The sequence below is a fragment of the Polaromonas sp. genome (genome assembly GCF_012927455.1).
Classification (GTDB): Bacteria; Pseudomonadota; Gammaproteobacteria; order Burkholderiales; family Burkholderiaceae_C; genus Polaromonas.
Window position 1 is genome coordinate 752,291 of record NZ_JABBPE010000002.1, and the last position, 25,102, is coordinate 777,392.

General features: G+C 60.8%; 22 protein-coding genes. 18 read left to right on the plus strand and 4 right to left on the minus strand.

What is annotated here, in order from left to right:
* Positions 1-172: 172 nt before the first annotated feature.
* The 4 genes from HHJ18_RS04110 to HHJ18_RS04125 form a co-directional block, all read right to left on the minus strand.
* Complete coding sequence (locus tag HHJ18_RS04110) at positions 173-2,788, minus strand: bifunctional aconitate hydratase 2/2-methylisocitrate dehydratase (RefSeq protein ID WP_296911775.1); 2,616 nt, start codon at positions 2,786-2,788, stop codon at positions 173-175.
* Between the two features lie 92 nt (positions 2,789-2,880).
* Complete coding sequence (locus HHJ18_RS04115; protein ID WP_296911778.1) at positions 2,881-3,495, minus strand: hypothetical protein; 615 nt, start codon at positions 3,493-3,495, stop codon at positions 2,881-2,883.
* Positions 3,496-3,555: 60 nt separating this feature from the next.
* Positions 3,556-4,503, minus strand: coding sequence for a CoA ester lyase (locus tag HHJ18_RS04120; protein WP_296911780.1), 948 nt, complete (start codon positions 4,501-4,503; stop codon positions 3,556-3,558).
* A gap of 220 nt (positions 4,504-4,723) precedes the next feature.
* Positions 4,724-5,710: a malate dehydrogenase gene (locus tag HHJ18_RS04125; RefSeq protein WP_296911782.1), complete on the minus strand. Its 987-nt coding sequence runs from the start codon at positions 5,708-5,710 to the stop codon at positions 4,724-4,726.
* 325 nt (positions 5,711-6,035) lie between these two features.
* Between HHJ18_RS04125 and HHJ18_RS04130 the strand changes: the two genes are divergently transcribed.
* The 18 genes from HHJ18_RS04130 to trpA all read left to right on the plus strand — a co-directional run bounded on the left by HHJ18_RS04130 (position 6,036) and on the right by trpA (position 25,091).
* Positions 6,036-6,848, plus strand: coding sequence for a GntR family transcriptional regulator (locus HHJ18_RS04130; RefSeq protein ID WP_296911784.1), 813 nt, complete (start codon positions 6,036-6,038; stop codon positions 6,846-6,848).
* A 131-nt stretch (positions 6,849-6,979) separates the two neighbouring features.
* Positions 6,980-7,426, plus strand: a complete 447-nt coding sequence (sdhC, locus tag HHJ18_RS04135; RefSeq protein WP_296911786.1) for a succinate dehydrogenase, cytochrome b556 subunit — start codon at positions 6,980-6,982, stop codon at positions 7,424-7,426.
* Between the two features lie 16 nt (positions 7,427-7,442).
* Positions 7,443-7,808: a succinate dehydrogenase, hydrophobic membrane anchor protein gene (gene sdhD / locus HHJ18_RS04140; protein ID WP_296911788.1), complete on the plus strand. Its 366-nt coding sequence runs from the start codon at positions 7,443-7,445 to the stop codon at positions 7,806-7,808.
* Positions 7,809-7,869: 61 nt separating this feature from the next.
* Positions 7,870-9,663 (plus strand): succinate dehydrogenase flavoprotein subunit, encoded by a 1,794-nt coding sequence (sdhA, locus tag HHJ18_RS04145; protein ID WP_296911790.1) that lies wholly within the window; start codon positions 7,870-7,872, stop codon positions 9,661-9,663.
* A gap of 21 nt (positions 9,664-9,684) precedes the next feature.
* Complete coding sequence (locus HHJ18_RS04150; protein WP_296911793.1) at positions 9,685-10,389, plus strand: succinate dehydrogenase iron-sulfur subunit; 705 nt, start codon at positions 9,685-9,687, stop codon at positions 10,387-10,389.
* Positions 10,390-10,398: 9 nt separating this feature from the next.
* On the plus strand, positions 10,399-10,731 hold the full coding sequence (locus tag HHJ18_RS04155; RefSeq protein ID WP_296911795.1) for a succinate dehydrogenase assembly factor 2: 333 nt from the start codon (positions 10,399-10,401) through the stop codon (positions 10,729-10,731).
* 20 nt (positions 10,732-10,751) lie between these two features.
* Positions 10,752-12,062 (plus strand): citrate synthase, encoded by a 1,311-nt coding sequence (gene gltA, locus HHJ18_RS04160; RefSeq protein WP_296911797.1) that lies wholly within the window; start codon positions 10,752-10,754, stop codon positions 12,060-12,062.
* Between the two features lie 276 nt (positions 12,063-12,338).
* Complete coding sequence (locus HHJ18_RS04165; RefSeq protein WP_296911799.1) at positions 12,339-13,268, plus strand: LysR substrate-binding domain-containing protein; 930 nt, start codon at positions 12,339-12,341, stop codon at positions 13,266-13,268.
* 54 nt (positions 13,269-13,322) lie between these two features.
* Positions 13,323-14,798 (plus strand): 3-isopropylmalate dehydratase large subunit, encoded by a 1,476-nt coding sequence (gene leuC, locus HHJ18_RS04170; RefSeq protein ID WP_296911801.1) that lies wholly within the window; start codon positions 13,323-13,325, stop codon positions 14,796-14,798.
* A gap of 24 nt (positions 14,799-14,822) precedes the next feature.
* Complete coding sequence (locus tag HHJ18_RS04175; RefSeq protein ID WP_296911803.1) at positions 14,823-14,963, plus strand: entericidin A/B family lipoprotein; 141 nt, start codon at positions 14,823-14,825, stop codon at positions 14,961-14,963.
* Positions 14,964-14,975: 12 nt separating this feature from the next.
* Positions 14,976-15,626 (plus strand): 3-isopropylmalate dehydratase small subunit, encoded by a 651-nt coding sequence (gene leuD, locus HHJ18_RS04180; protein ID WP_296911806.1) that lies wholly within the window; start codon positions 14,976-14,978, stop codon positions 15,624-15,626.
* 73 nt (positions 15,627-15,699) lie between these two features.
* A complete protein-coding gene (gene leuB / locus HHJ18_RS04185; RefSeq protein ID WP_296911808.1) occupies positions 15,700-16,785 on the plus strand; it encodes a 3-isopropylmalate dehydrogenase in 1,086 nt (361 codons plus the stop codon).
* Between the two features lie 295 nt (positions 16,786-17,080).
* Positions 17,081-18,220 (plus strand): aspartate-semialdehyde dehydrogenase, encoded by a 1,140-nt coding sequence (asd, locus tag HHJ18_RS04190; RefSeq protein ID WP_296911931.1) that lies wholly within the window; start codon positions 17,081-17,083, stop codon positions 18,218-18,220.
* A 252-nt stretch (positions 18,221-18,472) separates the two neighbouring features.
* Positions 18,473-21,268 carry a FimV/HubP family polar landmark protein gene (locus HHJ18_RS04195; RefSeq protein ID WP_296911810.1) on the plus strand — a complete coding sequence of 932 codons (2,796 nt, stop codon included), beginning with the start codon at positions 18,473-18,475 and terminating at the stop codon, positions 21,266-21,268.
* A 42-nt stretch (positions 21,269-21,310) separates the two neighbouring features.
* Complete coding sequence (gene truA, locus HHJ18_RS04200) at positions 21,311-22,105, plus strand: tRNA pseudouridine(38-40) synthase TruA (protein ID WP_296911812.1); 795 nt, start codon at positions 21,311-21,313, stop codon at positions 22,103-22,105.
* 136 nt (positions 22,106-22,241) lie between these two features.
* The gene (locus HHJ18_RS04205; RefSeq protein WP_296911814.1) at positions 22,242-22,967 is read left to right on the plus strand and encodes a phosphoribosylanthranilate isomerase; all 726 of its coding nucleotides are present in this window, start codon (positions 22,242-22,244) and stop codon (positions 22,965-22,967) included.
* A gap of 28 nt (positions 22,968-22,995) precedes the next feature.
* On the plus strand, positions 22,996-24,276 hold the full coding sequence (gene trpB, locus HHJ18_RS04210; RefSeq protein ID WP_296911816.1) for a tryptophan synthase subunit beta: 1,281 nt from the start codon (positions 22,996-22,998) through the stop codon (positions 24,274-24,276).
* A complete protein-coding gene (trpA, locus tag HHJ18_RS04215; RefSeq protein ID WP_296911818.1) occupies positions 24,273-25,091 on the plus strand; it encodes a tryptophan synthase subunit alpha in 819 nt (272 codons plus the stop codon). Before trpB ends, trpA begins: the two co-directional genes overlap by 4 nt.
* Positions 25,092-25,102 lie beyond the last annotated feature (11 nt).

Sequence of the window (25,102 nt, forward strand, 5' to 3'; positions counted from 1 at the left end):
TCCGGTCACGGCGGGGCTTGGCCAAACCGTCCTAAACCGGCATTGGTCCAGCGCCCGGCTTTACGCATAAAAAATGGCTGCAGCCCATACAGGACGGGCGCTAGCAGCTATCAAAAAAATAGCGCTTATAAAAAAGCAGCCCAAAGGCCGCTTTTTTAGAATCAGACCAAACTTATACAGCCACGCCGTCTTTCACCGTGTCAGCCATGTCCGTGTAATCCTTGACCTGGTCAAAGTTCAGGTACTGATAAACCTGTTCGCTGGCTACCGTCAGAACCTTCATGTCGGCCATGTATTCGGCCTTGGTCGGGATGCGACCGAGCTTGGAACAGATGGCGGCCAGTTCGGCCGAGCCCAGGTAGACATTGGAGTTTTTACCAAGGCGGTTGGGGAAGTTGCGCGTCGAGGTGGAGAACACCGTGGCGCCCTCTTTCACCTGCGCCTGATTGCCCATGCACAGGCTGCAGCCCGGCATTTCCATACGCGCGCCCGCTGAGCCCAGCACGCCGTAGTGGCCTTCTTCGCTGAGCTGCTTGGCGTCCATCTTGGTCGGCGGTGCCATCCAGAGCTTGACCGGAATGTCGCGCTTTCCTTCGAGCAGCTTGGAGGCGGCGCGGAAGTGGCCGATGTTGGTCATGCAGCTGCCAATGAAGACTTCTTCGATGACGGTGCCGGCGACATCGCTGAGCGTCTTCACGTCATCGGGGTCGTTCGGGCAGGCCACGATGGGCTCATGGATCTCGGCCAGGTCGATCTCGATCACGGCGGCGTATTCGGCATCGGCGTCGGCCTTGAGCAGCTGCGGGTCGGCCAGCCAGGCCTCCATCGCGGCGATGCGGCGCGTTATGGTACGCACGTCCGAGTAGCCCGTCGCAATCATCCACTTCAGCATCGTGATGTTGCTGGTGATGTACTCGATGATGGGTTCTTTGTTCAGGTGTACCGTGCAGCCGCCGGCAGAACGCTCGGCCGACGAGTCGCTCAGTTCAAACGCCTGCTCTACCTTGAGGTCAGGCAGGCCTTCGATTTCAAGAATGCGGCCCGAGAAAATATTGACCTTGCCCTGCTTGGCAACCGTCAGCAAGCCGGCCTTGATGGCGTACAGCGGAATGGCGCTCACCAGGTCGCGCAAGGTGACGCCGGGCTGCAGCGCACCCTTGAAACGCACCAGCACACTCTCGGGCATGTCCAGTGGCATCACGCCGGTGGCGGCGCCAAAAGCCACCAGGCCGGAGCCGGCCGGAAAGCTGATGCCGATGGGAAAACGCGTGTGGCTGTCGCCACCGGTGCCGACGGTGTCGGGCAGCAGCATGCGATTCAGCCAGCTGTGGATGATGCCGTCGCCCGGACGCAGCGGAATGCCACCGCGCGTGCTCATGAAATCGGGGAGCTCGTGGTGCATTTTTACGTCAACCGGCTTCGGGTAAGCAGCCGTGTGGCAAAACGATTGCATCACCAGGTCGGCGGAAAAGCCCAGGCAGGCGAGGTCTTTCAGCTCGTCGCGCGTCATCGGTCCGGTGGTGTCCTGCGAGCCGACCGAGGTCATTTTGGGTTCGCAATAGGTACCGGGGCGCACGCCCTGGCCTTCGGGCAGACCAACCGCGCGGCCGACCATTTTTTGCGCCAGCGTGAAGCCGCGGAGGGTGTCAACCGGGTTTTGCGGCAACCGGAACAGCGTAGACACCGGCAGGCCCAGCGCCCAGCGCGCCTTGGCGGTCAGGCCCCGGCCGACGATCAGCGGAATGCGGCCGCCGGCGCGCACTTCGTCAAACAGCACCTCGCTTTTGAGCTTGAACTCGGCAACACACAAGCCGTCTTTGAATGCCTTGCCTTCGTAGGGACGCAGTTCAATCACATCGCCCATGGCCATCTGGCTCACGTCGAGTTCGATCGGCAGCGCGCCCGAGTCTTCCATGGTGTTGTAGAAAATCGGCGCGATCTTGCTGCCCAGACAGACGCCGCCAAAGCGCTTGTTCGGCACGAAAGGAATGTCTTGACCGGTAAACCACAGCACCGAGTTAGTGGCGGACTTGCGCGAAGAACCGGTACCCACCACGTCGCCGACATAGGCCACCAGGTGGCCTTTGGCCTTGAGTTCGTCAATGAATTTGACCGGGCCGCGTTTGCCGTCTTCCTCAGGGGTAACGCCAGGGCGGGCGTTCTTGTGCATGGCCAGCGCGTGCAGCGGAATATCGGGGCGGCTCCAGGCGTCGGGTGCGGGCGACAGATCGTCGGTGTTGATTTCGCCGGCTACCTTGAACACGGTCAAAAGGATGGATGGCGGCACTTCGGGGCGGCTGGTGAACCATTCGGCATCGGCCCAGCTTTGCAGCACGGCTTTGGCGTATTTGTTGCCTTTTTCGGCTTTTTCCTGGACGTCATGGAACTGGTCAAACATCAGCAGCGTGTTTTTCAGGCCGCTGGCAGCCTGCGTGGCAACGCTGTCTTCGGCATCGCCCAGCAGCTCGATCATCGGGCCGATGTTGTAGCCGCCCAGCATGGTGCCCAGCAGCTGCGTGGCCTTTTCGCGCGAGATCAGCGCGCATTTCTCCGGACCGTGCGCCACCGCGGCAAGGTAACTGGCCTTGACCTTGGCCGCGTCGTCAACACCGGCCGGCACGCGGTGCGTGATCAGGTCCAGCAGAAATGACTCCTCGCCTTGGGGCGGGTTTTTCAGCAGCTCGATGAGCTCGCCGGTCTGTCTGGCCGACAGCGGCAACGGTGGAATACCCAATACCGCGCGTTCGGCGACATGGTTGCGGTAGCTTGACAAGAACTCGGATGACATGCGGCTTTCTCCTGAATGCAAAATCGTATAAAAACTGATTGGGCTGGCGTTCGCGCTCCAGTGCCGAGACCGGAAAAGCGTCGCTTGACTGCTTACTTGGCCGGAGCGTCTTTGCCGTCGGCCGGCTTGGGCGCATCCAGCACGCTGGCGGGCGGGTTGGTCTTCATGTTCTCGGCCATGGCCACCTGCGCAGGGCTCATGCACTCATCGGCCAGGCGAATGCCCTGCTTCTGGTTCATCAGCATGGATTTGTTCGCCAGCTGCAGCCATACCGCGCCAGCCTTCTGGTCTTCCAGTCGAATCGCGCCGGTGGTGGTGGCAACCGGGAACATGCGGTACTTGAAGTTCTTTCCCTGTACGTCGAAGTAACCGGCTTGCTTCTCATCTGGCGTCAGGGTCACCGAGGCACCGAGTTCGCACGGCAGTTTGCCCACATGCACACGCTCGGCAATCGCCAGCTCGTCAGGGGTGCGTGCGTCCTCGGCGGCCTCAATGCCGGCGGCCACGTTCTTGGCAGCGGTCTTCAGGTTGGTTCGATTGGCATTAACGGCAGGTTTCTTTTTGGCGACCTTGGCCGCCGGTTTGGCACTTTTCGCAGCGGGTTTAGCGTCGCTGCCGGCGCTGGTTTGGGCCGCAGCGAAGCCGGGTGCCAATAAAACGACGGCAGCCAGAGTGGCTGCCAAGGTTGCAGTAAGAGTGGTTTTCATAGGGCCTTCGAATGGTTGGATGGAATGTTTAGCGCTGAAGGCTCAAGGGCTCAGGAAGCCTCAAGGCAGCGCTGGCTGAAAAAAAACCTGCACCTCGGCGGGTAACGCGCGGCCGGTCTGGTGAGCGCGTTCAAGTACCTGCCAGAAGTAGCGGTAGCTTGCACGGTCGTGCAATTTACCATCAAAACTAGTGGGAGCCCAATCAGCACGGGCGGCACTAGCTATTATTTTTGTAGCATCTTCGATTTCGCCCTCGGTCGGGGCAAAGGCCTCCAGGATGGGCCGGATCTGGTTCGGATGAATGCTCCACATGCGGGTGTAGCCCATTTTTCGGGCGGCATGGCGTGCGGCTGTTTTCATCGCTTCGGGGTCATTGAACTCGGTGACCACGCAGTGCGACGGCACTTTTCCGTGGGCGTGGCAGGCCGAAGCGATCTCCAGCTTGGCGCGCACCACCAGCGGATGGCTGAACTGGCCCTGGCTGCTCATGCCGGCGGCCGGAATCGCGCCGCCGTGGGCCGACACGAAATCCATCAAGCCAAAACTGAGCGACTGCACCCGCGGGTGCGCCGCGATCTCGAAGGCGTGATGCACGGCGGCGGGCGATTCGATCAGCACATGCAGCGGTAAATCGTCAGCCGAGGCCGCTTTCAAGGCCTGCTCGGCCCGGATCACGTCAGCTACCGACTCCACCTTGGGAATCATGATGTGCGAGAGCTGGCGCGACAGCCTTCCGGCGATCACGTCCATATCCGCCTCAAAAGACGGATGGTCCACCGCGTGCACGCGCACCGCCACGCGGGCCTGTTCACGGGCCAGCAAGGCCAGCGCCACCACCATTGCCGCATGCTCGGCCTCGCCGCCCACGGGCGCGCCGTCCTCGCAGTCCAGCGTCACGTCAAAAACGCAGGCGCCGAACTCTTCCATCATGTCGGCCTGCAACTGCAGACTTTTGCGCATGCGCGCCTCAATGCCGCTGTAGTGGTCGCAAACCGGTAAAACCGCCATTGCGGCCTGAGCGCCGAGAAGTATTTGGCGGGGGTGCCTGGCTCCCGCGATGGTCGCTGCATGCGCTGCGCCGCCGCCCAAAAGAGCTGTGTTTGCTTGGGGCGGCCCGGCGCGGAATTCGGTTGCCCCCACGCTATTCACTTCGTGTAATGCGCGGCCTCCCGAGGAGGCTGTGCTTGCTTGGGGCGGCCCGGCGCGGCGCACGACGTTTCCTTTTGCCTCAGAGCAGGTGGGCGACGCCGGCTTGCTCGTCCTGCAGCTCTTTCAGGGTCTTGTTGATGCGTTCCTGGCTAAACGCGTCAATGGCAAGACCCTCGACCAGCTGGTATTCGCCGCCTTTGCAGGTGACGGGGAAACCAAACATCGTGTCCTTCGGAATGCCGTACTGGCCATCCGACGGAATGCCCATGGTGACCCACTTGCCATCGGTGCCCAAAGCCCAGTCCCGCATGTGGTCGATCGCCGCGTTGGCAGCCGACGCGGCGGAAGACAGGCCGCGTGCCTCGATGATGGCTGCGCCGCGCTTGCCGACGGTTGGCAAGAAGGTGTTGGCGTTCCATTCCTGGTCGTTAATCATCTTGGCCACGCTCTCGCCCTCGATGGTGGCAAAGCGGTAGTCGGCGTACATCGTCGGCGAGTGGTTGCCCCAAACCGTGAGTTTCTCGATGTCGGCGACAGGCTTGCCGGTTTTGGCGGCGATCTGGCTGGCGGCGCGGTTATGGTCAAGCCGCAACATGGCGGTGAAGTTCCTGCGTGGCAGATCCGGCGCGCTTTTCATGGCGATGTAGGCATTGGTGTTGGCCGGGTTGCCAACCACCAGCACGCGCACGTCGCGGCTGGCGACGGCGTTAAGCGCCTTGCCCTGGGCCGTGAAGATGGCGCCATTGACGGCCAGCAACTCGGCGCGTTCCATGCCAGGTCCGCGCGGACGTGAACCAACCAACAGCGCGTAGTCCACATCCTTGAAGGCGGTCATCGGATCGCTGTGCGCCTCCATGCCGACCAGCAGCGGGAAAGCGCAATCGTCGAGTTCCATCATCACGCCCTTGAGGGCTTTTTGCGGGCCTTCGACCGGCACTTCCAGCAACTGCAAGATCACCGGCTGATCTTTGCCAAGCATTTCGCCAGAAGCAATGCGGAACAGCAAGGCGTAACCAATTTGGCCAGCTGCACCGGTGACGGCAACACGGACGGGTTTTTTGCTCATGATTGAAGGACTCCAGGAAAGTTAAAAATCAGTTGAAAAAAGGGGCGCGAGGTGAGAGGCTTGACGTCGACCTGGCGTTTGTCAAAACTTTCGGAAGGCGCTGAACCAGCATCGAATAATCCGAAAATACTCCAAAATCGGGCTGGCCTTGCATTTGGCTTAGCCCATGATTTTACGCTTGAAAATGACTGACCGTCAATTTGTCTTATGTCTTATATAAGATATGATTGCGTCTTGGCGTCGGCCCGGTCCAGTACCAGTACCCTGAGCGCGTCACACCGCCACACCAAGCCGACCCTTTACCTGTTGTTCAACTGCTGTTCTTATGGCAACCACATTTTTATCACCCCCTGACCCAGCCAGCAACGCCAGCGAAGCGGGCCCGGTTGCCGTGGCCAGCGGCGCCAGTGCTACCCCGGCATTCAGTCCGCTGTACCAGCAAATCAAGGTATTGATTTTGCAAAGTCTGCAGGCCGGAGAGTGGAAACCGGGCGATCCGATTCCCAGCGAGATGGAACTGGCCGCGCGCTTTCGCGTCAGCCAGGGCACCGTGCGCAAGGCGATTGACGAACTCGCTGCCGAAAACCTGGTAGTGCGCCGCCAAGGCAAAGGCACCTTTGTCGCGACCCATGCCGAGCAACATGTGCAATACCGTTTTTTGCGGCTGATGCCTGACAGCGGCGACCTGCAAAGCGAAGGCCCGGCCGAGCGCCAGATCATCAACTGCAAGCGCCTGCGCGCCACCGCCGACATTGCCCGGCCGCTGGCGCTGCGCACGGGCGACGCCGTGCTGCAGTTGCGCCGCGTGCTGGCTTTTCAAGGCGCGCCTACCATTCTTGAAGATGTCTGGCTACCGGGCGGCCCCTTCAAAGGCCTGACCGCAGAGCGGCTGGCAACGCATCGCGGCCCGATGTACGCCCTGTTTGAAACCGAGTTTGGTGTGCGCATGGTGCGCGCCGAAGAAAAAATCCGGGCGGTAGCCGCTGACGTAGCTTCTGCCGAACTGCTGGGCGTGACGGTGGGCGAGCCGCTGCTCAGCGTGGAGCGCATTGCCTACACCTACAACGACATGCCTATGGAGCTGCGACGCGGCCTGTACCGCACCGACGGCCACTACTACAGTAACAAACTCAGTTAAAGCCATTAGTTAAGCAGCGCAGCACGGCCCCTTTGCAATTGGTTTTGCTGCATTGCAATAGAATTAGAACGTTTTGGAGGTCAACCGCATCCCCGGTTAGCACCCAGTTACATCCAAGAAAGCCCAAAAAAATGACAGAGCTGGCCACCCCACAGCGTCCCAAGCGGCCTGAGTTCCGCAACATCAACGCCTTCACCGACCTCCCCGCTTACCGCCTCCCGCTTGCAGGCATCGTCTCCATCCTCCACCGCGTCAGTGGGGCCATCATGTTTATCCTGCTGCCCTTCATCCTCTGGATGTTTGACGCCTCGGTTTCCTCTGAAATTTCCTTTGCCAGATTCAAGTCCGCCTTCAACGTCGGCATGCTGGGCCTGCCCGGCGTGCTTTGGAAGCTGGCCGCGCTGGCGCTGATCTGGGCCTACCTGCACCATGCGATTGCCGGCCTTCGGCATCTGGTGATGGACACCAACCACGCAGCCGTCAGCAAGGAATTCGGCAAGTCGTCAGCTATTTTCACGCTGGCCGTGAGCATTGGCTTGACGCTGGTGCTAGGCGCCAAGCTGTTTGGTCTTTACTAATTCAAGGAAAGCAAGCATGTCTGTCAATTACGGCTCCAAGCGCATCGTTGTCGGCGCTCACTACGGCGTGCGCGACTGGCTGGCCCAGCGCATCACCGCGGCCCTGATGGCCCTCTTCACCCTGCTGCTGCTGGCCCAGGTCATTTTCAGCAAGGGACCTATCGGCTACGACAAGTGGGCCGGCATCTTCTCCTCGCAGTGGATGAAAGTGCTGACCTTCACCATCATCATCGCGCTGGCCTACCACGTGTGGGTCGGCATGCGCGACATCTGGATGGACTACATCAAGCCGGTTGGTTCACGCCTGGCCCTGCAGGTTTTCACCATGGTCTGGCTGCTGGCTTGCGCGGGCTGGGGCATACAGGTGCTGTGGCGCCTCTAAAACCCCGCCCCGGCCCTCTTGCTTACCCGGGCCGCATCCGACTACCGAGACTGAAAGAAACATGACTGCTACTTCCAAACTTCCCAAGCGCAAATTTGACGTCGTCATTGTCGGTGCTGGCGGCTCCGGCATGCGCGCCTCGCTGCAACTGGCCCGCGCCGGCCTGAATGTGGCCGTCCTCTCCAAAGTGTTTCCGACACGTTCGCACACCGTGGCAGCGCAAGGCGGCATTGGCGCTTCCCTGGGCAATATGTCCGAGGACAACTGGCACTACCATTTTTACGACACCGTCAAGGGTTCCGACTGGCTTGGCGACCAGGACGCAATCGAGTACATGTGCCGCGAAGCTCCCAAGGTGGTGTACGACCTGGAACACATGGGCATGCCGTTTGACCGTAACCCGGACGGCACGATTTACCAGCGTCCGTTTGGCGGCCACACCGCCAACTACGGCGAAAAACCGGTGCAGCGCGCCTGCGCCGCCGCCGACCGCACCGGTCACGCCATGCTGCACACGCTGTACCAGCAAAACGTGAAGGAGAAAACCAATTTCTTCGTCGAGTGGCTGGCCATGGACCTGATTCGCGACGCCGACGGCGACGTGGTGGGCGTGACCGCGCTGGAAATGGAAACCGGTGACCTGCATATTTTCGAGGCCAAGACCACGCTGCTGGCGACTGGCGGCGCCGGCCGCATTTTTGCGGCATCGACCAATGCATTCATCAACACCGGCGACGGTTTGGGCATGGCTGCGCGCGCCGGCATTCCGCTGGAAGACATGGAGTTCTGGCAGTTTCACCCGACCGGCGTGGCCGGCGCCGGCGTGCTGCTGACCGAAGGCTGCCGCGGCGAGGGCGCAATTTTGCGCAACAGCGACGGCGAGCGTTTCATGGAGCGTTATGCACCGGCCTATAAAGACCTGTCGCCACGCGACTACGTGTCGCGCTGCATGGACCAGGAAATCAAGGAAGGCCGCGGTTGCGGCCCCAACAAGGATTACATCAATCTGGACATGACCCATCTGGGCGTCGATACCATCATGAAGCGCCTGCCTTCAGTGTTCGAGATTGGCCACAACTTTGCCAACGTCGACATCACCAAGGAACCGATTCCCGTGGTGCCCACCATTCATTACCAGATGGGCGGCATCCCGACCAATATCCACGGCCAGGTGGTGACGCAGAACGCCGCCAACCAGAGCGAAGTCGTCAAGGGCCTGTACGCGGTGGGCGAATGCTCCTGCGTCAGCGTGCACGGCGCCAATCGGCTAGGCACCAATTCGCTGCTCGACCTGCTGGTGTTCGGCCGCGCTGCCGGCAACCACATTGTTGAATTCAACCCAAGCACGGTGCACAAGCCGCTGCCGCTTGACGCCGCAGACAAGGCGCTGGCACGTATTGCCCGCCTTGACAACGCGGCCGATGGCGAGTACGCGCAGGACGTGGCCAATGACATCCGCGCGACGATGCAACAGCACGCCGGCGTATTCCGCACCCAGGCCACCATGGATGCGGGCGCGAGCAAAATCGCTGAACTGCGCAAGCGCGTCAACACCATTGGCCTCAAAGACAAGTCGAAGATTTTCAACACCGCGCGCATCGAGGCGCTGGAAGTTGAAAACCTGATCGAAGCGGCCGAGGCCACCATCGTTTCCGCCGCTGCCCGCCATGAAAGCCGTGGCGCGCATTCGGTGGACGAGTACTCCGACACGCCCGAACATCCGAACGGCCGCAACGACACCGACTGGCACAAGCACACCCTGTGGTACAGCGAAGGCAACCGCCTGGCCTACAAGCCGGTGCAGATGACGCCTTTGACCGTCGCATCGGTGCCGCTCACCGTTCGCTCCTTCTAAAAATACCAGCGGGAACCCCCCATGACCACACGCACATTCCAGATTTACCGTTACGACCCGGACGCCGACACCAAGCCCTATATGCAGACGCTGGAGGTCGAGCTCGACGGCAGCGAACGCATGCTGCTTGATGCGCTGATGAAGCTGAAGGCGCTGGACCCAAGCATTTCCTTTCGCCGCTCCTGCCGCGAAGGCGTGTGCGGCTCGGACGCGATGAACATCAACGGCAAAAATGGTCTGGCTTGCCTGACCAACATGCGCACGCTGACGGGCACGATTGTGCTCAAGCCGCTGCCCGGCCTGCCTGTGGTGCGCGACCTGATTGTCGACATGACGCAGTTTTTCAAGCAGTACAACTCGATCAAGCCCTACCTGATCAATGACAACGTGCCGCCCGAGAAAGAACGCCTGCAAAGCCCGGAAGAGCGCGAAGAGCTCAACGGCTTGTACGAGTGCATTCTGTGCGCCAGCTGCTCCACGGCCTGCCCCAGCTTCTGGTGGAATCCCGACAAGTTCGTGGGGCCGGCCGGCCTGCTGCAGGCCTACCGTTTCATTGCCGACAGCCGCGACGAAGCCACCGCCGAAAGACTTGACAACCTGGAAGACCCGTACCGCCTGTTCCGCTGCCACACCATCATGAACTGCGTCGACGTCTGCCCAAAAAACCTGAACCCGACCAAGGCGATCGGCAAGATCAAGGAAATGCTGGTGTTGCGTACTGTCTAAGCTAAAAGTATGGACTCCCCTGACGTGTCGCCGCTGCTTGATGAGCGCGGCCTGAGCAAGCTGAAGTGGCGCTGCCGCCGCGGCTTGCTGGAAAACGACCTGCTGATTGAGAAGTTCTTCCAGCGCCATGAGGTTACCTTGACCGTCAGGCAGGCTAAAGGCTTGGATGATTTAATGGCGCTTGCTGATAACGATTTGCTGGACCTGTTGCTAGAGCGAAAACAACCCGGACAGCTGTCTGATGCCGATGCGCAAGCCAGCGCCTCTACCCTTGAATCGCTGGAAGTTTTAAACTTGCTGCGCCCACCTGCCAAAACAGTGCCCCGACAGTCCCCGTATTGATTTGAGAGAAAGAACCGATCATGAAGCTAGCTGACATCAAAGCCACCCTGTCATTCAGCAACGGCAGCCCAAATGTCGATTTACCGGTGTACCAAGGCACGGTGGGCCCGGATGTGCTGGACATTCGCAAGCTGTATGCCCAGACCGGCATGTTTACCTATGACCCTGGCTTCATGTCAACGGCCGCTTGCCAATCCGCCATCACTTACATTGACGGCGACAAGGGCGAACTGCTGTACCGCGGCTACCCGATCGAGCAACTTGCCACCAACTGCGATTATCTCGAGACCTGCCATCTGCTGCTGTACGGCGAACTGCCCAACGGCGATCAGAAAAAAGACTTTGTCAGCCGCGTGACCAACCACACCATGGTTAACGAGCAGATGCAGTTTTTCCTGCGTGGTTTTCGCCGTGACGCGCACCCGATGGCCATCATGACCGGCCTGGTTGGCGCCCTGTCGGCCTTCTACCATGACAGCACCGACATCAACAATCCCGAACACCGAGAAATTGCGGCCATCCGCCTGATTGCCAAAATGCCGACGCTGGTGGCCATGGCCTACAAGTACACCGTGGGCCAGCCCTACGTGTACCCCCGCAACGACCTGAGTTATGCCGGCAACTTCCTGCACACGATGTTTGCCACGCCGTGCGAGGAGTACAAGGTCAACCCGGTGCTTGAGCGCGCACTCGACCGTATCTTTATCTTGCACGCCGACCACGAGCAGAATGCATCGACCTCCACGGTGCGCCTGTGCGGCTCGTCGGGCACCAACCCGTTCGCGGCCATTGCCGCCGGCGTGGCCTGCCTTTGGGGCCCGGCGCATGGCGGCGCCAACGAAGCCGCGCTGAACATGCTGGGCGATATCCAGAAAAATGGCGGCGTCGAGAAAATCGGTGACTTCATCAAACAGGTCAAGGACAAGAACTCCACCGTCAAGCTGATGGGCTTTGGTCACCGCGTTTATAAAAACTATGACCCGCGCGCCACGCTGATGCAGGAAACCTGCAAGGAAGTGCTGCAGGAAATGGGGCTGGGAAACGACCCGCTGTTCAAGCTGGCCATGGCACTGGAAAAGATTGCATTGGAAGACGACTACTTCGTCTCACGCAAGCTTTATCCCAACGTGGATTTTTACTCCGGCATCGTGCAGCGCGCCATCGGCATACCGGTGCCGCTGTTCACCGCCGTTTTTGCGCTGGCCCGCACCGTCGGCTGGATTGCCCAGCTCAATGAAATGATTGGCGACCCCGAGTACAAGATCGGCCGTCCACGCCAGCTTTTCATCGGCTCGATGCCGCGTGACGTGAAACCGATCGCTCAGCGTTAAGCCGCCCGGATCCAGCGCCTTGGCGCTTTGCATCCGCCCGCCAGATGGCAACATCGGCGGGCTTTTTAACGCGTGGGCATCGCACTCTGACTGCTATAGTTTTTATAGCTGGTTACGTCCGTGCTGTATGGCCTAGAGGCCAAAAATACCGCTTATTTCATGAAAATGGGGTTTCACCAGCCATTTCGGCAAGCCTGTCATCGCATATTGCGATGACCAAGACTTCATTTATGCAGCAAAATAGAAACCCATCGCCAACTGCGATGGCTCCACGCCATGTCCCTCTTAAGCTCCGAACGCAATTTCGCCCGCCGCATCGACCTGACCTCGCTTCAGCTGTTTGTCGCGGTGTGCGAACTCGGCAGCATTGGCAAGGCGGCCGAGCGCGAATTCATTGCGGCGTCGGCCATCAGCAAACGCCTGAGCGACCTGGAAGCCGCGCTGGGCACCCCGCTGCTGTACCGCCACACGCGCGGCGTAGACCTGACGCCAGCCGGGCAAAGCCTGCTGCACCATGCACGCTCGGTGCTTTTCAGTCTGGAGAAAATGCAGGCCGAGCTGAGCGAATACGCCGATGGCGTGCGCGGCCATGTACGCGTGCACGCCAGCATTTCGGCCATCGTGCAGTTTTTGCCCGAAGACCTGGGCGCCTTCATACGCCAGCACGCCGAGATCAAGATTGACCTGGAAGAACACCTGAGCACCGAGGTTGTGCGCGCCGTTCAGGAAGGCGCCGCCGACCTGGGCGTCTGCAACACCGCCAACGGCGTGGGCGAGCTGCAAACGCGCCCTTACCGCACCGACCAATTGGTGTTGATAGTGCCCAAAGGCCATGATCTATGCGCGCAAGGTGCTATCAATTTTGAATCAGCTCTGGACTACGACCAGGTCGGCCTGCATTCGACCAGCTCGATTTATCTGGCGCTGCGCCAGGCCGCCGCAGCGGTCGGGCGCACCATCAAGCTGCGCATTCATGTGACCGGACTGGACGCAATGTGCCGCATGATAGACAACGGCCTCGGCGTAGGCGTGATGCCGCAGCGCGCCTTTGCGCTGATGCATGGCGTCGGCGAGCTGCAAGCCATAGCGCTGCTCGATGCCTGGGCGACGCGCCGGATCGAGCTGGTGGCGCGCGATTTTTCAAGCTTGCCGGTGACCGCCCGCCTGCTGGTCGATCATCTCGCGCAGCAGCCGCTCACCGCCTAAAATTACTTTTTAGACCACGAAAAAGACTACGAAGAAGACCACAAAGGAAGAGCCATGACACCTATCACCACTGAAGCGCACGGTCGCACGCTGTACGACAAAATCTGGGACGAGCACGTCGTTCACACCGAAGAAGACGGCACCTCGATTCTTTATATCGACCGGCATCTGGTGCACGAAGTCACCAGCCCGCAAGCCTTTGAGGGCCTGCGCGAAACCGGCCGCAAGGTCTGGCGCATCAGCTCCATCGTCGCCACGGCCGACCACAACACACCCACCACCGGCTGGGAGTTGGGCTATGACGGCATCACGGACCTGGTCAGCAAGGAACAGATCACCACGCTGGACGCCAACATCAAGGAATTTGGCGCAGCCGCCTTCTTTCCTTTCCTCTCCAAACGCCAGGGCATCGTCCATGTGATTGGGCCCGAAAACGGCGCCACCCTGCCCGGCATGACCGTCGTCTGCGGCGACTCGCACACCTCCACCCACGGCGCATTTGGCGCGCTGGCGCACGGCATAGGTACCAGCGAAGTCGAGCATGTGATGGCCACGCAAACCCTGCTGGCCAAGAAAGCCAAGAATATGCAGATATTGGTGGAAGGCACGCTGCCCAAAGGCTGCACCGCCAAGGACATCGTGCTGGCCATCATCGGCAAGATTGGCACCGCAGGCGGCACCGGCTACACGCTTGAATTTGCTGGATCGGCAATTCGCGCCCTCAGCATGGAAGGCCGCATGACGGTCTGCAACATGGCGATTGAAGGCGGCGCGCGCGCCGGTCTGGTGGCGGTGGACCAGAAAACCATAGACTACGTCAAGGGCCGCCTGCTGGCCCCGGGCACCGACGCCAAAACCGGCCAGTTTGTGGGAGGTCCCGAATGGGACTTGGCCGCGCAATACTGGGCCACGCTGCATTCCGACGCCAATGCCAGATTTGACGCCGTGGTCGAGCTGGACGCCAGCCAGATCCTGCCGCAGGTGAGCTGGGGCACCTCGCCCGAAATGGTGCTGTCGATTGAAGACCAGGTGCCGGACCCCGAGAAGGAAAAAGACGCCAACAAGCGCGGCGCCATCGAACGCGCACTGGCCTACATGGGCCTGGAGCCGGGCAAGGCGCTCAACGATATTTTCATCGACAAGGTATTCATTGGCTCTTGCACCAACAGCCGCATCGAGGACATGCGCGAAGCCGCCTCGGTGGTGAAAAGAATTGGCCGAAAAGTCGCCAAAAACGTCAAGCTGGCCATGGTGGTGCCGGGCTCCGGCCTGGTCAAGGAACAGGCCGAGCGCGAAGGTCTGGACAAGATTTTTATCGCTGCCGGCTTTGAATGGCGCGAACCGGGCTGCTCGATGTGCCTGGCCATGAATGCCGACCGGCTCGAACCCGGTGAGCGTTGCGCTTCCACCAGCAACCGCAACTTTGAAGGACGCCAGGGCGCGGGCGGCCGCACCCATCTGGTCAGCCCGGCCATGGCGGCGGCGGCGGCCGTGCATGGCCATTTCGTCGATATCCGTCAATTTGTCTAGAAAAAAGTTTGAAGGAGAATTCTGATGAAAAAATTGACACCGCTGCTGTTGCTTGCGTTTTCTGTGTTGTCTGCCTCCCTGCTGGGCGGCTGCAACACCATGAGGGGATTCGGTCAGGACGTGCAGCGTGCCGGCACCGCCGTTGAAAACGCTGCAAAAAAATAGGCTTTGAACCATATGCAAAAATTTATCCAACACTGCGGCCTCGTTGCCCCCATGGACCGCGAGAACGTCGACACCGACGCCATCATTCCCAAGCAGTTTCTCAAATCAATCCGCAAGACCGGCTTTGGACCCAACCTATTTGACGCCTGGCGCTACCTCGATGCCGGCTTTCCCGGCCAGGACCCGGCCACGCGCCTGCCGAATCCGGATTTCGTGCTGAACCAGCCGCGCTACGCCGGTGCCTCGGTGCTGCTGGCGCGCAAGAACTTCGGCTGCGGCTCGTCGCGCGAGCACGCGCCCTGGGCGCTCGATCAATTCGGCTTTCGCGCCATCATCGCGCCCAGCTACGCCGACATCTTTTTCAACAACAGCTTCAAAAACGGCCTGCTGCCCATTGTGTTGCCCGAGTCGCAAGTGGCGCAGCTGTTTGACGAGGTACTGGCCTTTCCCGGCTACACGCTGACCATCGATCTGGAGCGCCAGGTCGTCATCAAGGCGCAAGGCGAAGAGCTGCCCTTCGAGGTGCAGGCTTTTCGCAAATACTGCCTGCTCAATGGTTTTGACGACATTGGCCTGACGCTGCTGCAAAGCGACAAGATCAAGGCGTTTGAAGCGGAACGGCTGGCGACCAAGCCCTGGCTCAACCACACGCTGGCAGGCTGATCGAAATTAACGGGTAAATCATGCTCTAGCCCAATAGCCACGAGCGTTAGCAGCTATAAAAAAGATAGTAATCATGAAAATCGCAATTCTCCCGGGTGACGGCATCGGCACCGAAATCGTTGCCGAGGCCGTCAAGGTCCTGCAGGCTTTGGATCTGACATTCGAAACCGAGAGCGCATTGGTAGGCGGCGCCGCCTACGAGGCTTACGGTCATCCGCTGCCCGACGCCACGCTGAAGCTGGCCAAAGAGGCCGACGCCGTGCTGTTTGGCGCAGTCGGCGACTGGAAGTACGACAAACTCGACCGGCCATTGCGGCCCGAGCAGGCCATTTTGGGTCTGCGCAAAAACCTCGGCCTGTTCGCCAATTTCCGCCCGGCGATCTGCTATGCGCAACTGGTAGACGCCTCCAGCCTGAAACGCGAACTGGTGTCCGGCCTGGACATCTTGATCATTCGCGAGCTGACCGGCGACATCTACTTTGGCCAGCCCAGAGGGCGCCGGGTGGCGACCGATGGCCACTTTCCGGGTGCCGAGGAAGCCTTCGACACCATGCGCTATTCCCGCCCCGAGATCGAACGCATTGCCCATGTGGCGTTTCAGGCTGCGCGCAAACGCAAGGCATCGGGTGGTGAAGGGCGCGTCACCAGCGTCGACAAGGCCAACGTGCTGGAGACCTTCCAGTTCTGGAAAGACGTGGTCACTGAAGTAGGGCTGCAGTACCCCGATGTGGCGCTGGACCACATGTACGTGGACAACGCGGCCATGCAGCTGGTCAAGGCGCCAAAGAAGTTCGACGTGGTGGTCACCGGCAATATGTTTGGCGACATCCTCAGTGACGCCGCCGCCATGCTGACCGGCTCCATCGGCATGCTGCCTTCGGCCAGCCTGAACGACAAAAATCAGGGCCTGTACGAGCCCAGCCACGGCAGCGCGCCCGACATTGCCGGCAAAGGCGTGGCCAATCCGCTGGCGACCATTTTGAGCGCCGCTATGATGCTGCGCTTTAGCCTGAACCAGCCAGAAGCGGCCGCGCGTATTGAACGCGCCGTTGACCAGGTGCTGACGCAGGGCCTGCGCACCCCGGATATTTTCAGCGCAGGCACGACCCGGGTCGGCACGGTCGCGATGGGCGATGCGGTGGTCAAGGCGCTCGGTTAAGAAAGTAGACTCCCTTTTCGCTGGACTGGCAGGCCCTCATCGGCTTGTCAGGCTTATCCAGGCAAAATTGGCATTTGGGCTGGCCTCGCTACAATCAGAGCCATGTGCAACCACGTCGTCGTCCATCTCCCTGCCGCTTTGCGGACAGGCTATGGCGCGCCGGTTTTTGCCCAGACCACAATCACGACCACCATTAAAGGCTAGCAAGCCTGGTTCGTCGTGCCCTCCGGCTCGATGAGCCGGGTCAAAAAGCCACTTTTTCGTACTTTTTGAAGGGCTTTTCGCCATGAACAACATGAAACTCACAGGCAATCTCACCGGACTCGTAGGCTGGCGCGGCATGGTCGGCTCGGTGTTGATAGACCGCATGCAGGCAGAAGGCGATTTCGAGCTGATCGAGCCGGTTTTCTTCTCGACCTCCAACGCGGGCGGCAAAGCGCCGGCGCAAGCCAGGAACGAAAACACCCTGAAAGACGCTTTTGACCTTGGAGCGCTCAAGCAGTGCGACATCATCATCACCGCACAAGGCGGCGACTACACCGCCGACGTATTCCCCAAGCTGCGCGCTGCCGGCTGGAAGGGCCACTGGATTGACGCGGCATCAACCCTGCGCATGAACGACGACGCCGTCATCGTCCTGGACCCGGTCAATCTTCCCGTCATCAAAAATGCTATGGCCAAAGGCGGCAACAATTGGGTCGGCGGCAACTGCACTGTGAGCTGCATGCTGATGGGCGTAGGCGCGCTGTACAAGGCCGGCCTGGTCGAATGGATGACCAGCATGACCTACCAGGCGGCGTCGGGTGGCGGCGCGCAGCACATGCGCGAGCTGCTGACCCAGTTCGGCACGCTGAACAGCGAAGTCAAGGCGCTGCTGGACGATCCGAAATCGGCCATCCTGGAAATCGACCGGCGCGTACTGACCAGACAGCAGTCGCTGAGCGCCAGCGAGACCGCCAACTTCGGTGTTCCGCTCGGTGGCTCGCTCATCCCCTGGATCGACAAGGATCTGGATAACGGCATGAGCAAGGAAGAATGGAAAGCCGGCGCCGAAACCAACAAGATTCTGGGCCAGGGCGCGGGCTTTGGTACGCCGCCTGTCCCTGTCGACGGCTTTTGCGTGCGCGTGGGCGCGATGCGCTGCCATAGCCAGGCGCTAACCTTCAAGCTCAAGAAAGACGTGCCGCTGGCCGACATCGAGGCCCTGATCGCGGCGGACAATGCCTGGGTCAAAGTGGTGCCGAACACGCGCGAAGCCTCCATCAAGGACCTAACGCCGGTAGCCGTCACGGGCACCATGCAAATTCCGGTCGGTCGCCTTCGCAAGTTGGCCATGGGACCCGAGTATCTGGGCGCGTTCACCGTGGGCGACCAACTGCTTTGGGGTGCCGCTGAACCGCTGCGCCGCATGTTGAGGATCCTGCTGGATGCCTGAGATAATAGTGGCCGTCGGTTGCAGTTAGTCAGCCACCGACCCTGAACACTTGTTACATAGCGTTGCCTTCAGACAACATCAAAATCTTGTAAGTCAGCACTAACCCGAGGTGTCAAGACTTAAGCGATGTCTTAGCTTGTCAGCGTAATGCCTTGATGTTAAGGTTGTTTTTCGAAAATTAGCATCAAGGTTTTTGTGTCCTCAGGCAAAAAAAAGTTACATGCAGTCCGAGCACTGGAGGCTCAAAACCCCATGAATAATCGCGGTCGTTGGCGTATTGGCGCCCTGGCGAGTGCCATTGCCTTGCTCGGTAGCCTGGCAAGCTTGGAAGCCCACGCCATGGCGCTGGGTCGAATCACCGTTCAATCTGCATTGGGCGAGCCGCTGCGTGCCGAGATCGAAGTGGCAGACATCACTGCCGAAGAAGCCGCCAGCCTGAAAGCCGGCGTAGCACCGGCAGACGCTTTCAAGGCGGCAGGGTTTGAATACACCGCCGCGGTCTCCGGGCTGGAAGTCAAACTGCAGCGCCGCGCCGACGGCAGGGCTTTTCTGCGACTGACCAGCAGCCGCCCCGTGACCGAGCCATTCGTGGATCTGATCCTGGAGGCCAACTGGTCCAGCGGACGCATCACGCGCGACTACACCATGCTGTTTGACCCGCCTAACCTGCGCGCCGCCAACGCGGCTGCGGCGGTGGCGCCAACCGCCCCTATTTTGTCCCGGCCGGCAGCGCCGAATCTTCAGCCCATTCAGCCAACGGGCCGAGCCGTCGCCGCCAGTCCGCCTGCAGCCGCCAGCCCACCACCTGCGCGGCCAGCGCCAACGGTCAAAGTGCCCGCGGTCAAGGTCAGTCCCGCAGAAAAAGCGCCCGCCGACAACAAACAAATTACAGTCAAGACTGGTGACACTGCCGGAAAAATTGCGGCCCAAAACAAGCCGGCGAGCGTGTCGCTGGACCAGATGCTGGTGGCATTGCTTAAAGGCAATCCGGATGCCTTCATTGCCGGCAACGTCAACCGCATCAAGGCCGGCGCCGTGTTGGACGTACCCGGCGCGCAAGCCGCCAGCGCCATTTCAGTTGGCGAGGCCAGCCAGACCATCGTCGCCCAAAGCAAGGATTTCAACGCTTTTAGACGCAAGCTCGCGGAGGGCGTGCCCAGCACGCAAGTCGCCGGCGCCGACCGCCAGGCGGCTGGCAAGGTGCAGGCCAAGGTTGAAGACCGCGCGTCGGCCAACAGCGCGCCCGATAAATTGACGCTCTCCAAAGGCTCGATCCAGGGCAAGTCCGGTGCGCAGGCCGAAGACAAGATCGTCAAGGACAGACAGGCCCAGGACGCGTCGACCCGTTTGGCCGAACTGTCCAAAAACATCAACGATCTCAACAAGCTGGGCATCGGGCCTGGCCGGGCTGAAGCGCCAGCGGCCGATGCAGTCAAGGCGCCGGGTGTTACTGTGCCAGCGCCTTCCAGTCTGGCTGTACCGGCAACCATTCCAGCGCTAGCGGCCAGTTCAGCCGCAGCCAGCAGCGGCGCAGCAGCGCCGGCCGTGGTAGCCTCGGCTGCCGCCCTCGCGCCGCCGGTCACGCCGGTCGCCAGTACAACAGCCAGCAGCAGCACGGCAACTGCCACCATCGCCCCCGCCTCTGCCCCATCTTCGGTTCTCGCGCCTGTCGTTGCAGCGTCGGCGCCGGTCGCAGCAGCCAGCAACGTTGTGGCCGCAACGTCTGCTACCAAGCCCCTGGTCAAGGTCGAAACGCCGACTGATGCCAGCCTGCTCGACGAGTGGCTGGAAAATCCGCTGACCAAGCCTTTGGCCGCTGGTCTGCTTGTGCTGCTGGCCGGATTCGGTTTATACCGCTACCGCAGGCGCAACCGCGCGTCCCAGATCGACAGCTCATTCCTTGAAAGCCGCCTGCAGCCCGACTCCTTCTTTGGCGCGAGTGGCGGCCAGCACGTGGACACCAAGGAAGGGAACGCCACGGGCTCGTCCCTGGTCTATTCCCCCAGCCAGCTTGACGCCGCCGGCGATGTGGATCCGGTAGCCGAAGCCGATGTCTACCTCGCCTACGGCCGCGATTTGCAAGCCGAGGAAATCCTCAAGGAGGCCGTGCGCACCAGTCCGAAGCGCGTGGCTATCCATGCCAAACTGCTTGAAATTTATGCCAAGCGTAGCGACAGCAAGGCTTTCGAGAACGTGGCGCTGGATGCCTTTAACCTGACGCAAGGCTTCGGCCCCGAATGGGCACACATCACGGAATTGGGTCGTGAGCTGGATCCTGCCAATCCGATGTACCTGCCCGGCGGACAGCCCTTGGGCAACGTTCCCGCAAGCGGCGCAGCTTTCAGTTCGGCCAGCTTGCTGGCTCATCTGGATTCCACTGACACTCCTCCAGTCACTGTGCCGCCGTCTGATGTTGATGTTGACCTTGATCTGGATTTTTCGCTGGACGAAACGCCCGATATGGGGACCATGCCAGCCCCCTTTACGCTTTCTTCTCCCCCTGCGCTCCTGCAGACGCCCGAGCTCCCTGAAGCGATGAAACCGATCCTGAATCTGGATGATCTTGATGATCTGGATCTCGATGATCTGAATCTTGATGACCTGGACATGGATTTTGACAATGCAAAAGCCGCCCCACCGGCTGCCGGGCCCGTCAACGAACTGCTGCCGGAGATTTCCTTCCCCTCCAACGGATTGGACTTCTCCCCGGAGCCTTTGGCCACGGCGTCCAAGCCTGTTGCGGCATCCAAGCCGGAGCTGCCCCCTGCGGCTGTCGCGCCTGCGCCGGTCGCTGCCGACAGTGGCATGCTGGAGTTTGATCTGAGCTCCTTGTCCCTGGACCTGCACGAGCCCGCGACCGATAGCCTTCCTATTGCGGACTTGGTGACCCAGTCGGATGACCCGCTGGAAACCAAATTCCTGCTGGCTGAAGAATTCCGTTCCCTGGGCGATCCAGATGGCGCTCGAGCGCTGGCCGAAGAGGTGTTGGCCAAAGCCGCAGGGCCCCTGAAAGTCAAAGCACAGGCGTTTCTCAGCGCCCTGTCATGAACGCCGGCTGAACGCCTGGCGTCACGTGGTGAATTGCTGCCTGTGAGGATTGCGCTCGGTATCACTTACAGCGGCAGCGCCTACGAAGGCTGGCAAAGCCAGTTGTCGGGCAAGACCGTTCAAGACAAGCTGGAGCAGGCCTTGGCCAAGTTTGCCGTACAGCCCGTGCGAATCATGTGCGCCGGGCGTACCGATGCGGGCGTACACGCTCTGATGCAGGTCGCGCACTTCGACACCCCCCTGCAGCGTGAAACCGCGTCCTGGGTACGTGGCACCAACACCTTTTTGCCGCCCGACATTGCCGTGCAGTGGGCGCGGCAGGTCCCCGATGAATTCCATTCACGCGGCAGCGCCATCGCGCGCCGCTATGCCTACGTGGTCCTGGAATCCCCGGTGCGCCCCAGCGTCGAGGCCGGGCGCGTCGGCTGGGTCTACCGGCCGCTGGATGGCGCGGCGATGCAACGGGCACTCGCCCATTTGCTGGGCGAGCACGACTTCAGCTCCTTTCGCGCGGCACAGTGTCAGGCCAGGTCACCCGTCAAAACCATCAGCCGCATTGAGATTTCCCAGCGCGCAAGCACAGCTTCACGCTACTGGCGCTTCGAGTTCGAAGCCAACGCGTTTTTGCACCACATGATTCGCAACATCATGGGTTGCCTACTGGCGATTGGCCAGGGCACCCATCCGCCAGATTGGCTGGCCGAGGTCGTTGCCGCACGCAGCCGCGCTGCAGCCGCTCCCACTTTTTCTCCCGACGGCCTGTATTTTCTGGGCCCGGTTTACGAAGCGCGTTACGGCTTGCCAAATCGCACTGCCGCTTATGATTGGTTGCCATGATTGCCCCCACGCTTTTCACTTCGTGTAATGCGCTGCCGCCCGAGGGGGCCGCTGCGCCTGCGGCCCGGCGAAGCCGGTTCCGCGGCCCAGGCCGGAGTGAAGAGTTACTGCGCTGTCTTCCGTTCGGGTATGGCTTATGACCTCTTCTTTGCCTTTGCGCACCCGCATCAAGATTTGCGGCCTGACGCGCGAGCAAGACGTGGACGCGGCGGTGGCCGCCGGCGCCGATGCGGTCGGCTTTGTCTTGTACGAAGCCAGCCCGCGCCATGTGACGGCCGAGCGCGCCGCCGAACTGGCGCGCCGTTTACCCCCCTTCGTCACACCGGTGCTGCTGTTCGTCAACGCAACTGCTATCAAAATAATAGCTGCCTGCGCCCGTATTCCCTCGGCTATGGTGCAATTTCATGGTGATGAGTCACCCAATGCCTGCCTGCAGATCGGCCGGCCCTTCCTGCGTGCCGCGCGCATTCCGCTGGACGAAAACGCGGCGGCGGACGATCACCGCTTCGATCTCGTAAAATATGTCGAAGACTTCAAAGCCGCCCAGGCCATACTTTTAGACGCCCATGTCGAGGGCTATGGCGGCGGCGGAAAAACATTCAATTGGTCACTTCTTCCTCCAAACGTCAACGCTCACCTCGTCTTGTCTGGTGGGTTGACGCCTGCAAACGTGACCGATGGCATTTTGCAAGTCAGGCCGCGCTGTAAAACGCTGGCCGTTGATGTGAGCTCAGGCGTCGAGATTTCAAAAGGAATCAAGAGTCTGGAGAAAATCAATCAGTTTGTCGCAGCCGTTCGCGCTGCCGACGAACATTTCAAAAACCTTGCGGGACAGACCAGGCTACATGAGCGCAGCAAATGAGTTGCTCTGTCCTTAACTAAACAAGACTATGTACGACTACCACCAACCTGACCCTGCCGGTCATTTCGGAATTTACGGCGGCAGTTTCGTGTCTGAAACACTGACCGCCGCGATCAATGAGCTGAAAGAGGCTTACGCCAGATACCAGAACGACCCGGAGTTTCTGGCCGAGTTCCGCTATGAGCTCAAGCACTTTGTCGGCCGGCCCTCGCCGATCTACCATGCCGCCCGCATGAGCCGCGAGCAGGGCGGCGCGCAGATTTACCTCAAGCGCGAAGACCTCAACCACACCGGCGCGCACAAGATCAACAACACCATAGGCCAGGCCATGCTGGCACGCCGCATGGGCAAGCCGCGCATCATTGCCGAAACCGGCGCCGGCCAGCACGGCGTGGCCACGGCCACGATTTGCGCGCGTTATGGCTTGGAGTGCGTGGTCTACATGGGCAGCGAAGACGTCAAGCGCCAAAGCCCCAATGTTTACCGCATGAAGCTGCTGGGCGCCACCGTAGTTCCAGTGACCAGCGGCAGCAAAACCCTAAAAGACGCGCTCAACGAAGCCATGCGCGACTGGGTCGCCAACGTGGACAACACCTTCTACATCATCGGCACGGTAGCCGGACCGCACCCCTACCCCATGATGGTGCGTGATTTCCAGAGCGTGATTGGCGCCGAGTGCCTCACCCAGATGCCGGAAGTCAACGCCGGCAAGCAGCCCGACGCGGTGATTGCCTGTGTCGGCGGCGGCAGCAACGCCATGGGGATTTTTCATCCCTATATTTCGTATGAAAAAACCCGGCTGATTGGCGTCGAAGCGGCCGGCGAAGGCATGGACAGCGGCAAGCATTCCGCATCGCTGCAGCGTGGCCTGCCTGGCGTTTTGCACGGTAACCGCACCTATGTGCTGCAAGACGAGGACGGCCAAGTCACGGAGACGCACAGCATCAGCGCTGGCCTGGACTACCCCGGTGTCGGCCCCGAGCACGCTTTTCTGAAAGACATAGGCCGCGCCGAATATGTCGGCATCACCGACAGCGAAGCGCTGGCAGCCTTTCACTACCTGTGCCGTACCGAGGGCATCATTCCGGCGCTGGAATCGGCCCACGCCGTGGCCTACGCGATGAAACTGGCCAAAACCATGCGCAGCGACCAGAGCATTCTGGTCAACCTGTCGGGCCGCGGCGACAAAGACATAGGCACCGTGGCCGACCTGTCGCAGGCGGATTTTTTCTGCCGCCCATCCTGCCATGGCCAAAGCATCAAGGGCGCGTCTGCTTTGGCCGGGCAAGTTGTGGGGTTTGTGCGATGAGCCGCATTCAACCCACCCTGGCCGCGCTGCTGGCCCAGGGCCGCAAAGCCTTGATTCCGTATGTCATGGCCGGTTTCCCCTATGCCGACGTCACCCCCGAACTGATGCACGGTCTGGTGGCCGGCGGCGCCGATGTGATTGAACTGGGCGTGCCTTTTTCCGACCCCAGCGCCGACGGCCCGGTGATTCAGAAGGCCGGCGAGAAAGCGCTGGCGCTGGGCATTGGCCTGGCCGATGTGCTGGAGATGGTGCGCGTCTTTCGCACCCGCGACAGCGCCACGCCGGTCGTGCTGATGGGCTACGCCAACCCGGTGGAGCGCTACGACATCAAGTACGGCGCCAGCACCACCGAGAGCGCCTTTATCCGCGACGCCGCAGCGGCCGGTGTCGACGGCATGCTGATTGTTGACTACCCACCCGAGGAATGCGTGGAATTCGCCTCCCGGTTGCGCGCGCATGGCATGGACCTGATCTTCTTGCTGGCACCCACCAGCACTGACGCCCGCATGGCGCAGGTGGCCGAAGTGGCGAGCGGCTACGTCTATTACGTCTCGCTCAAGGGCGTGACCGGTTCCGGCGCGCTGGACGTCGATGCCGTCGAAGCCATGCTGCCGCGCATTCGTCAGCATGTAAAGGTGCCGGTAGGCGTTGGTTTTGGCATTCGCGATGCGGCCACCGCCAAGGCCATCGGCCAAGTGGCAGACGCCGTGGTGATTGGCAGCAAGATCATCCAGTTGATTGAGCAGCAGCCGCGCGATAAAGTGGCCGCCGTGGCCAGGGATTTCCTGAAGGAAATCCGTGCGGCGCTGGACTGATATTTGACGCA

What these genes read in the sequence shown, in the direction of transcription:
- leuD (WP_296911806.1), top strand. Translation starts at nt 14,976, where the DNA reads ATGCAAAAATTTATCCAACACTGCGGCCTCGTTGCCCCCATGGACCGC.
- trpB (WP_296911816.1), top strand. Translation starts at nt 22,996, where the DNA reads ATGTACGACTACCACCAACCTGACCCTGCCGGTCATTTCGGAATTTAC.
- leuC (WP_296911801.1), top strand. Translation starts at nt 13,323, where the DNA reads ATGACACCTATCACCACTGAAGCGCACGGTCGCACGCTGTACGACAAA.
- trpA (WP_296911818.1), top strand. Translation starts at nt 24,273, where the DNA reads ATGAGCCGCATTCAACCCACCCTGGCCGCGCTGCTGGCCCAGGGCCGC.
- sdhD (WP_296911788.1), top strand. Translation starts at nt 7,443, where the DNA reads ATGTCTGTCAATTACGGCTCCAAGCGCATCGTTGTCGGCGCTCACTAC.
- HHJ18_RS04195 (WP_296911810.1), top strand. Translation starts at nt 18,473, where the DNA reads ATGAATAATCGCGGTCGTTGGCGTATTGGCGCCCTGGCGAGTGCCATT.
- sdhA (WP_296911790.1), top strand. Translation starts at nt 7,870, where the DNA reads ATGACTGCTACTTCCAAACTTCCCAAGCGCAAATTTGACGTCGTCATT.
- HHJ18_RS04155 (WP_296911795.1), top strand. Translation starts at nt 10,399, where the DNA reads ATGGACTCCCCTGACGTGTCGCCGCTGCTTGATGAGCGCGGCCTGAGC.
- HHJ18_RS04165 (WP_296911799.1), top strand. Translation starts at nt 12,339, where the DNA reads ATGTCCCTCTTAAGCTCCGAACGCAATTTCGCCCGCCGCATCGACCTG.
- HHJ18_RS04115 (WP_296911778.1), bottom strand. Translation starts at nt 3,495, where the DNA reads ATGAAAACCACTCTTACTGCAACCTTGGCAGCCACTCTGGCTGCCGTC.
- HHJ18_RS04205 (WP_296911814.1), top strand. Translation starts at nt 22,242, where the DNA reads ATGACCTCTTCTTTGCCTTTGCGCACCCGCATCAAGATTTGCGGCCTG.
- leuB (WP_296911808.1), top strand. Translation starts at nt 15,700, where the DNA reads ATGAAAATCGCAATTCTCCCGGGTGACGGCATCGGCACCGAAATCGTT.
- sdhC (WP_296911786.1), top strand. Translation starts at nt 6,980, where the DNA reads ATGACAGAGCTGGCCACCCCACAGCGTCCCAAGCGGCCTGAGTTCCGC.
- HHJ18_RS04125 (WP_296911782.1), bottom strand. Translation starts at nt 5,710, where the DNA reads ATGAGCAAAAAACCCGTCCGTGTTGCCGTCACCGGTGCAGCTGGCCAA.
- asd (WP_296911931.1), top strand. Translation starts at nt 17,081, where the DNA reads ATGAAACTCACAGGCAATCTCACCGGACTCGTAGGCTGGCGCGGCATG.
- HHJ18_RS04110 (WP_296911775.1), bottom strand. Translation starts at nt 2,788, where the DNA reads ATGTCATCCGAGTTCTTGTCAAGCTACCGCAACCATGTCGCCGAACGC.
- HHJ18_RS04175 (WP_296911803.1), top strand. Translation starts at nt 14,823, where the DNA reads ATGAAAAAATTGACACCGCTGCTGTTGCTTGCGTTTTCTGTGTTGTCT.
- HHJ18_RS04130 (WP_296911784.1), top strand. Translation starts at nt 6,036, where the DNA reads ATGGCAACCACATTTTTATCACCCCCTGACCCAGCCAGCAACGCCAGC.
- HHJ18_RS04120 (WP_296911780.1), bottom strand. Translation starts at nt 4,503, where the DNA reads ATGGCGGTTTTACCGGTTTGCGACCACTACAGCGGCATTGAGGCGCGC.
- HHJ18_RS04150 (WP_296911793.1), top strand. Translation starts at nt 9,685, where the DNA reads ATGACCACACGCACATTCCAGATTTACCGTTACGACCCGGACGCCGAC.
- gltA (WP_296911797.1), top strand. Translation starts at nt 10,752, where the DNA reads ATGAAGCTAGCTGACATCAAAGCCACCCTGTCATTCAGCAACGGCAGC.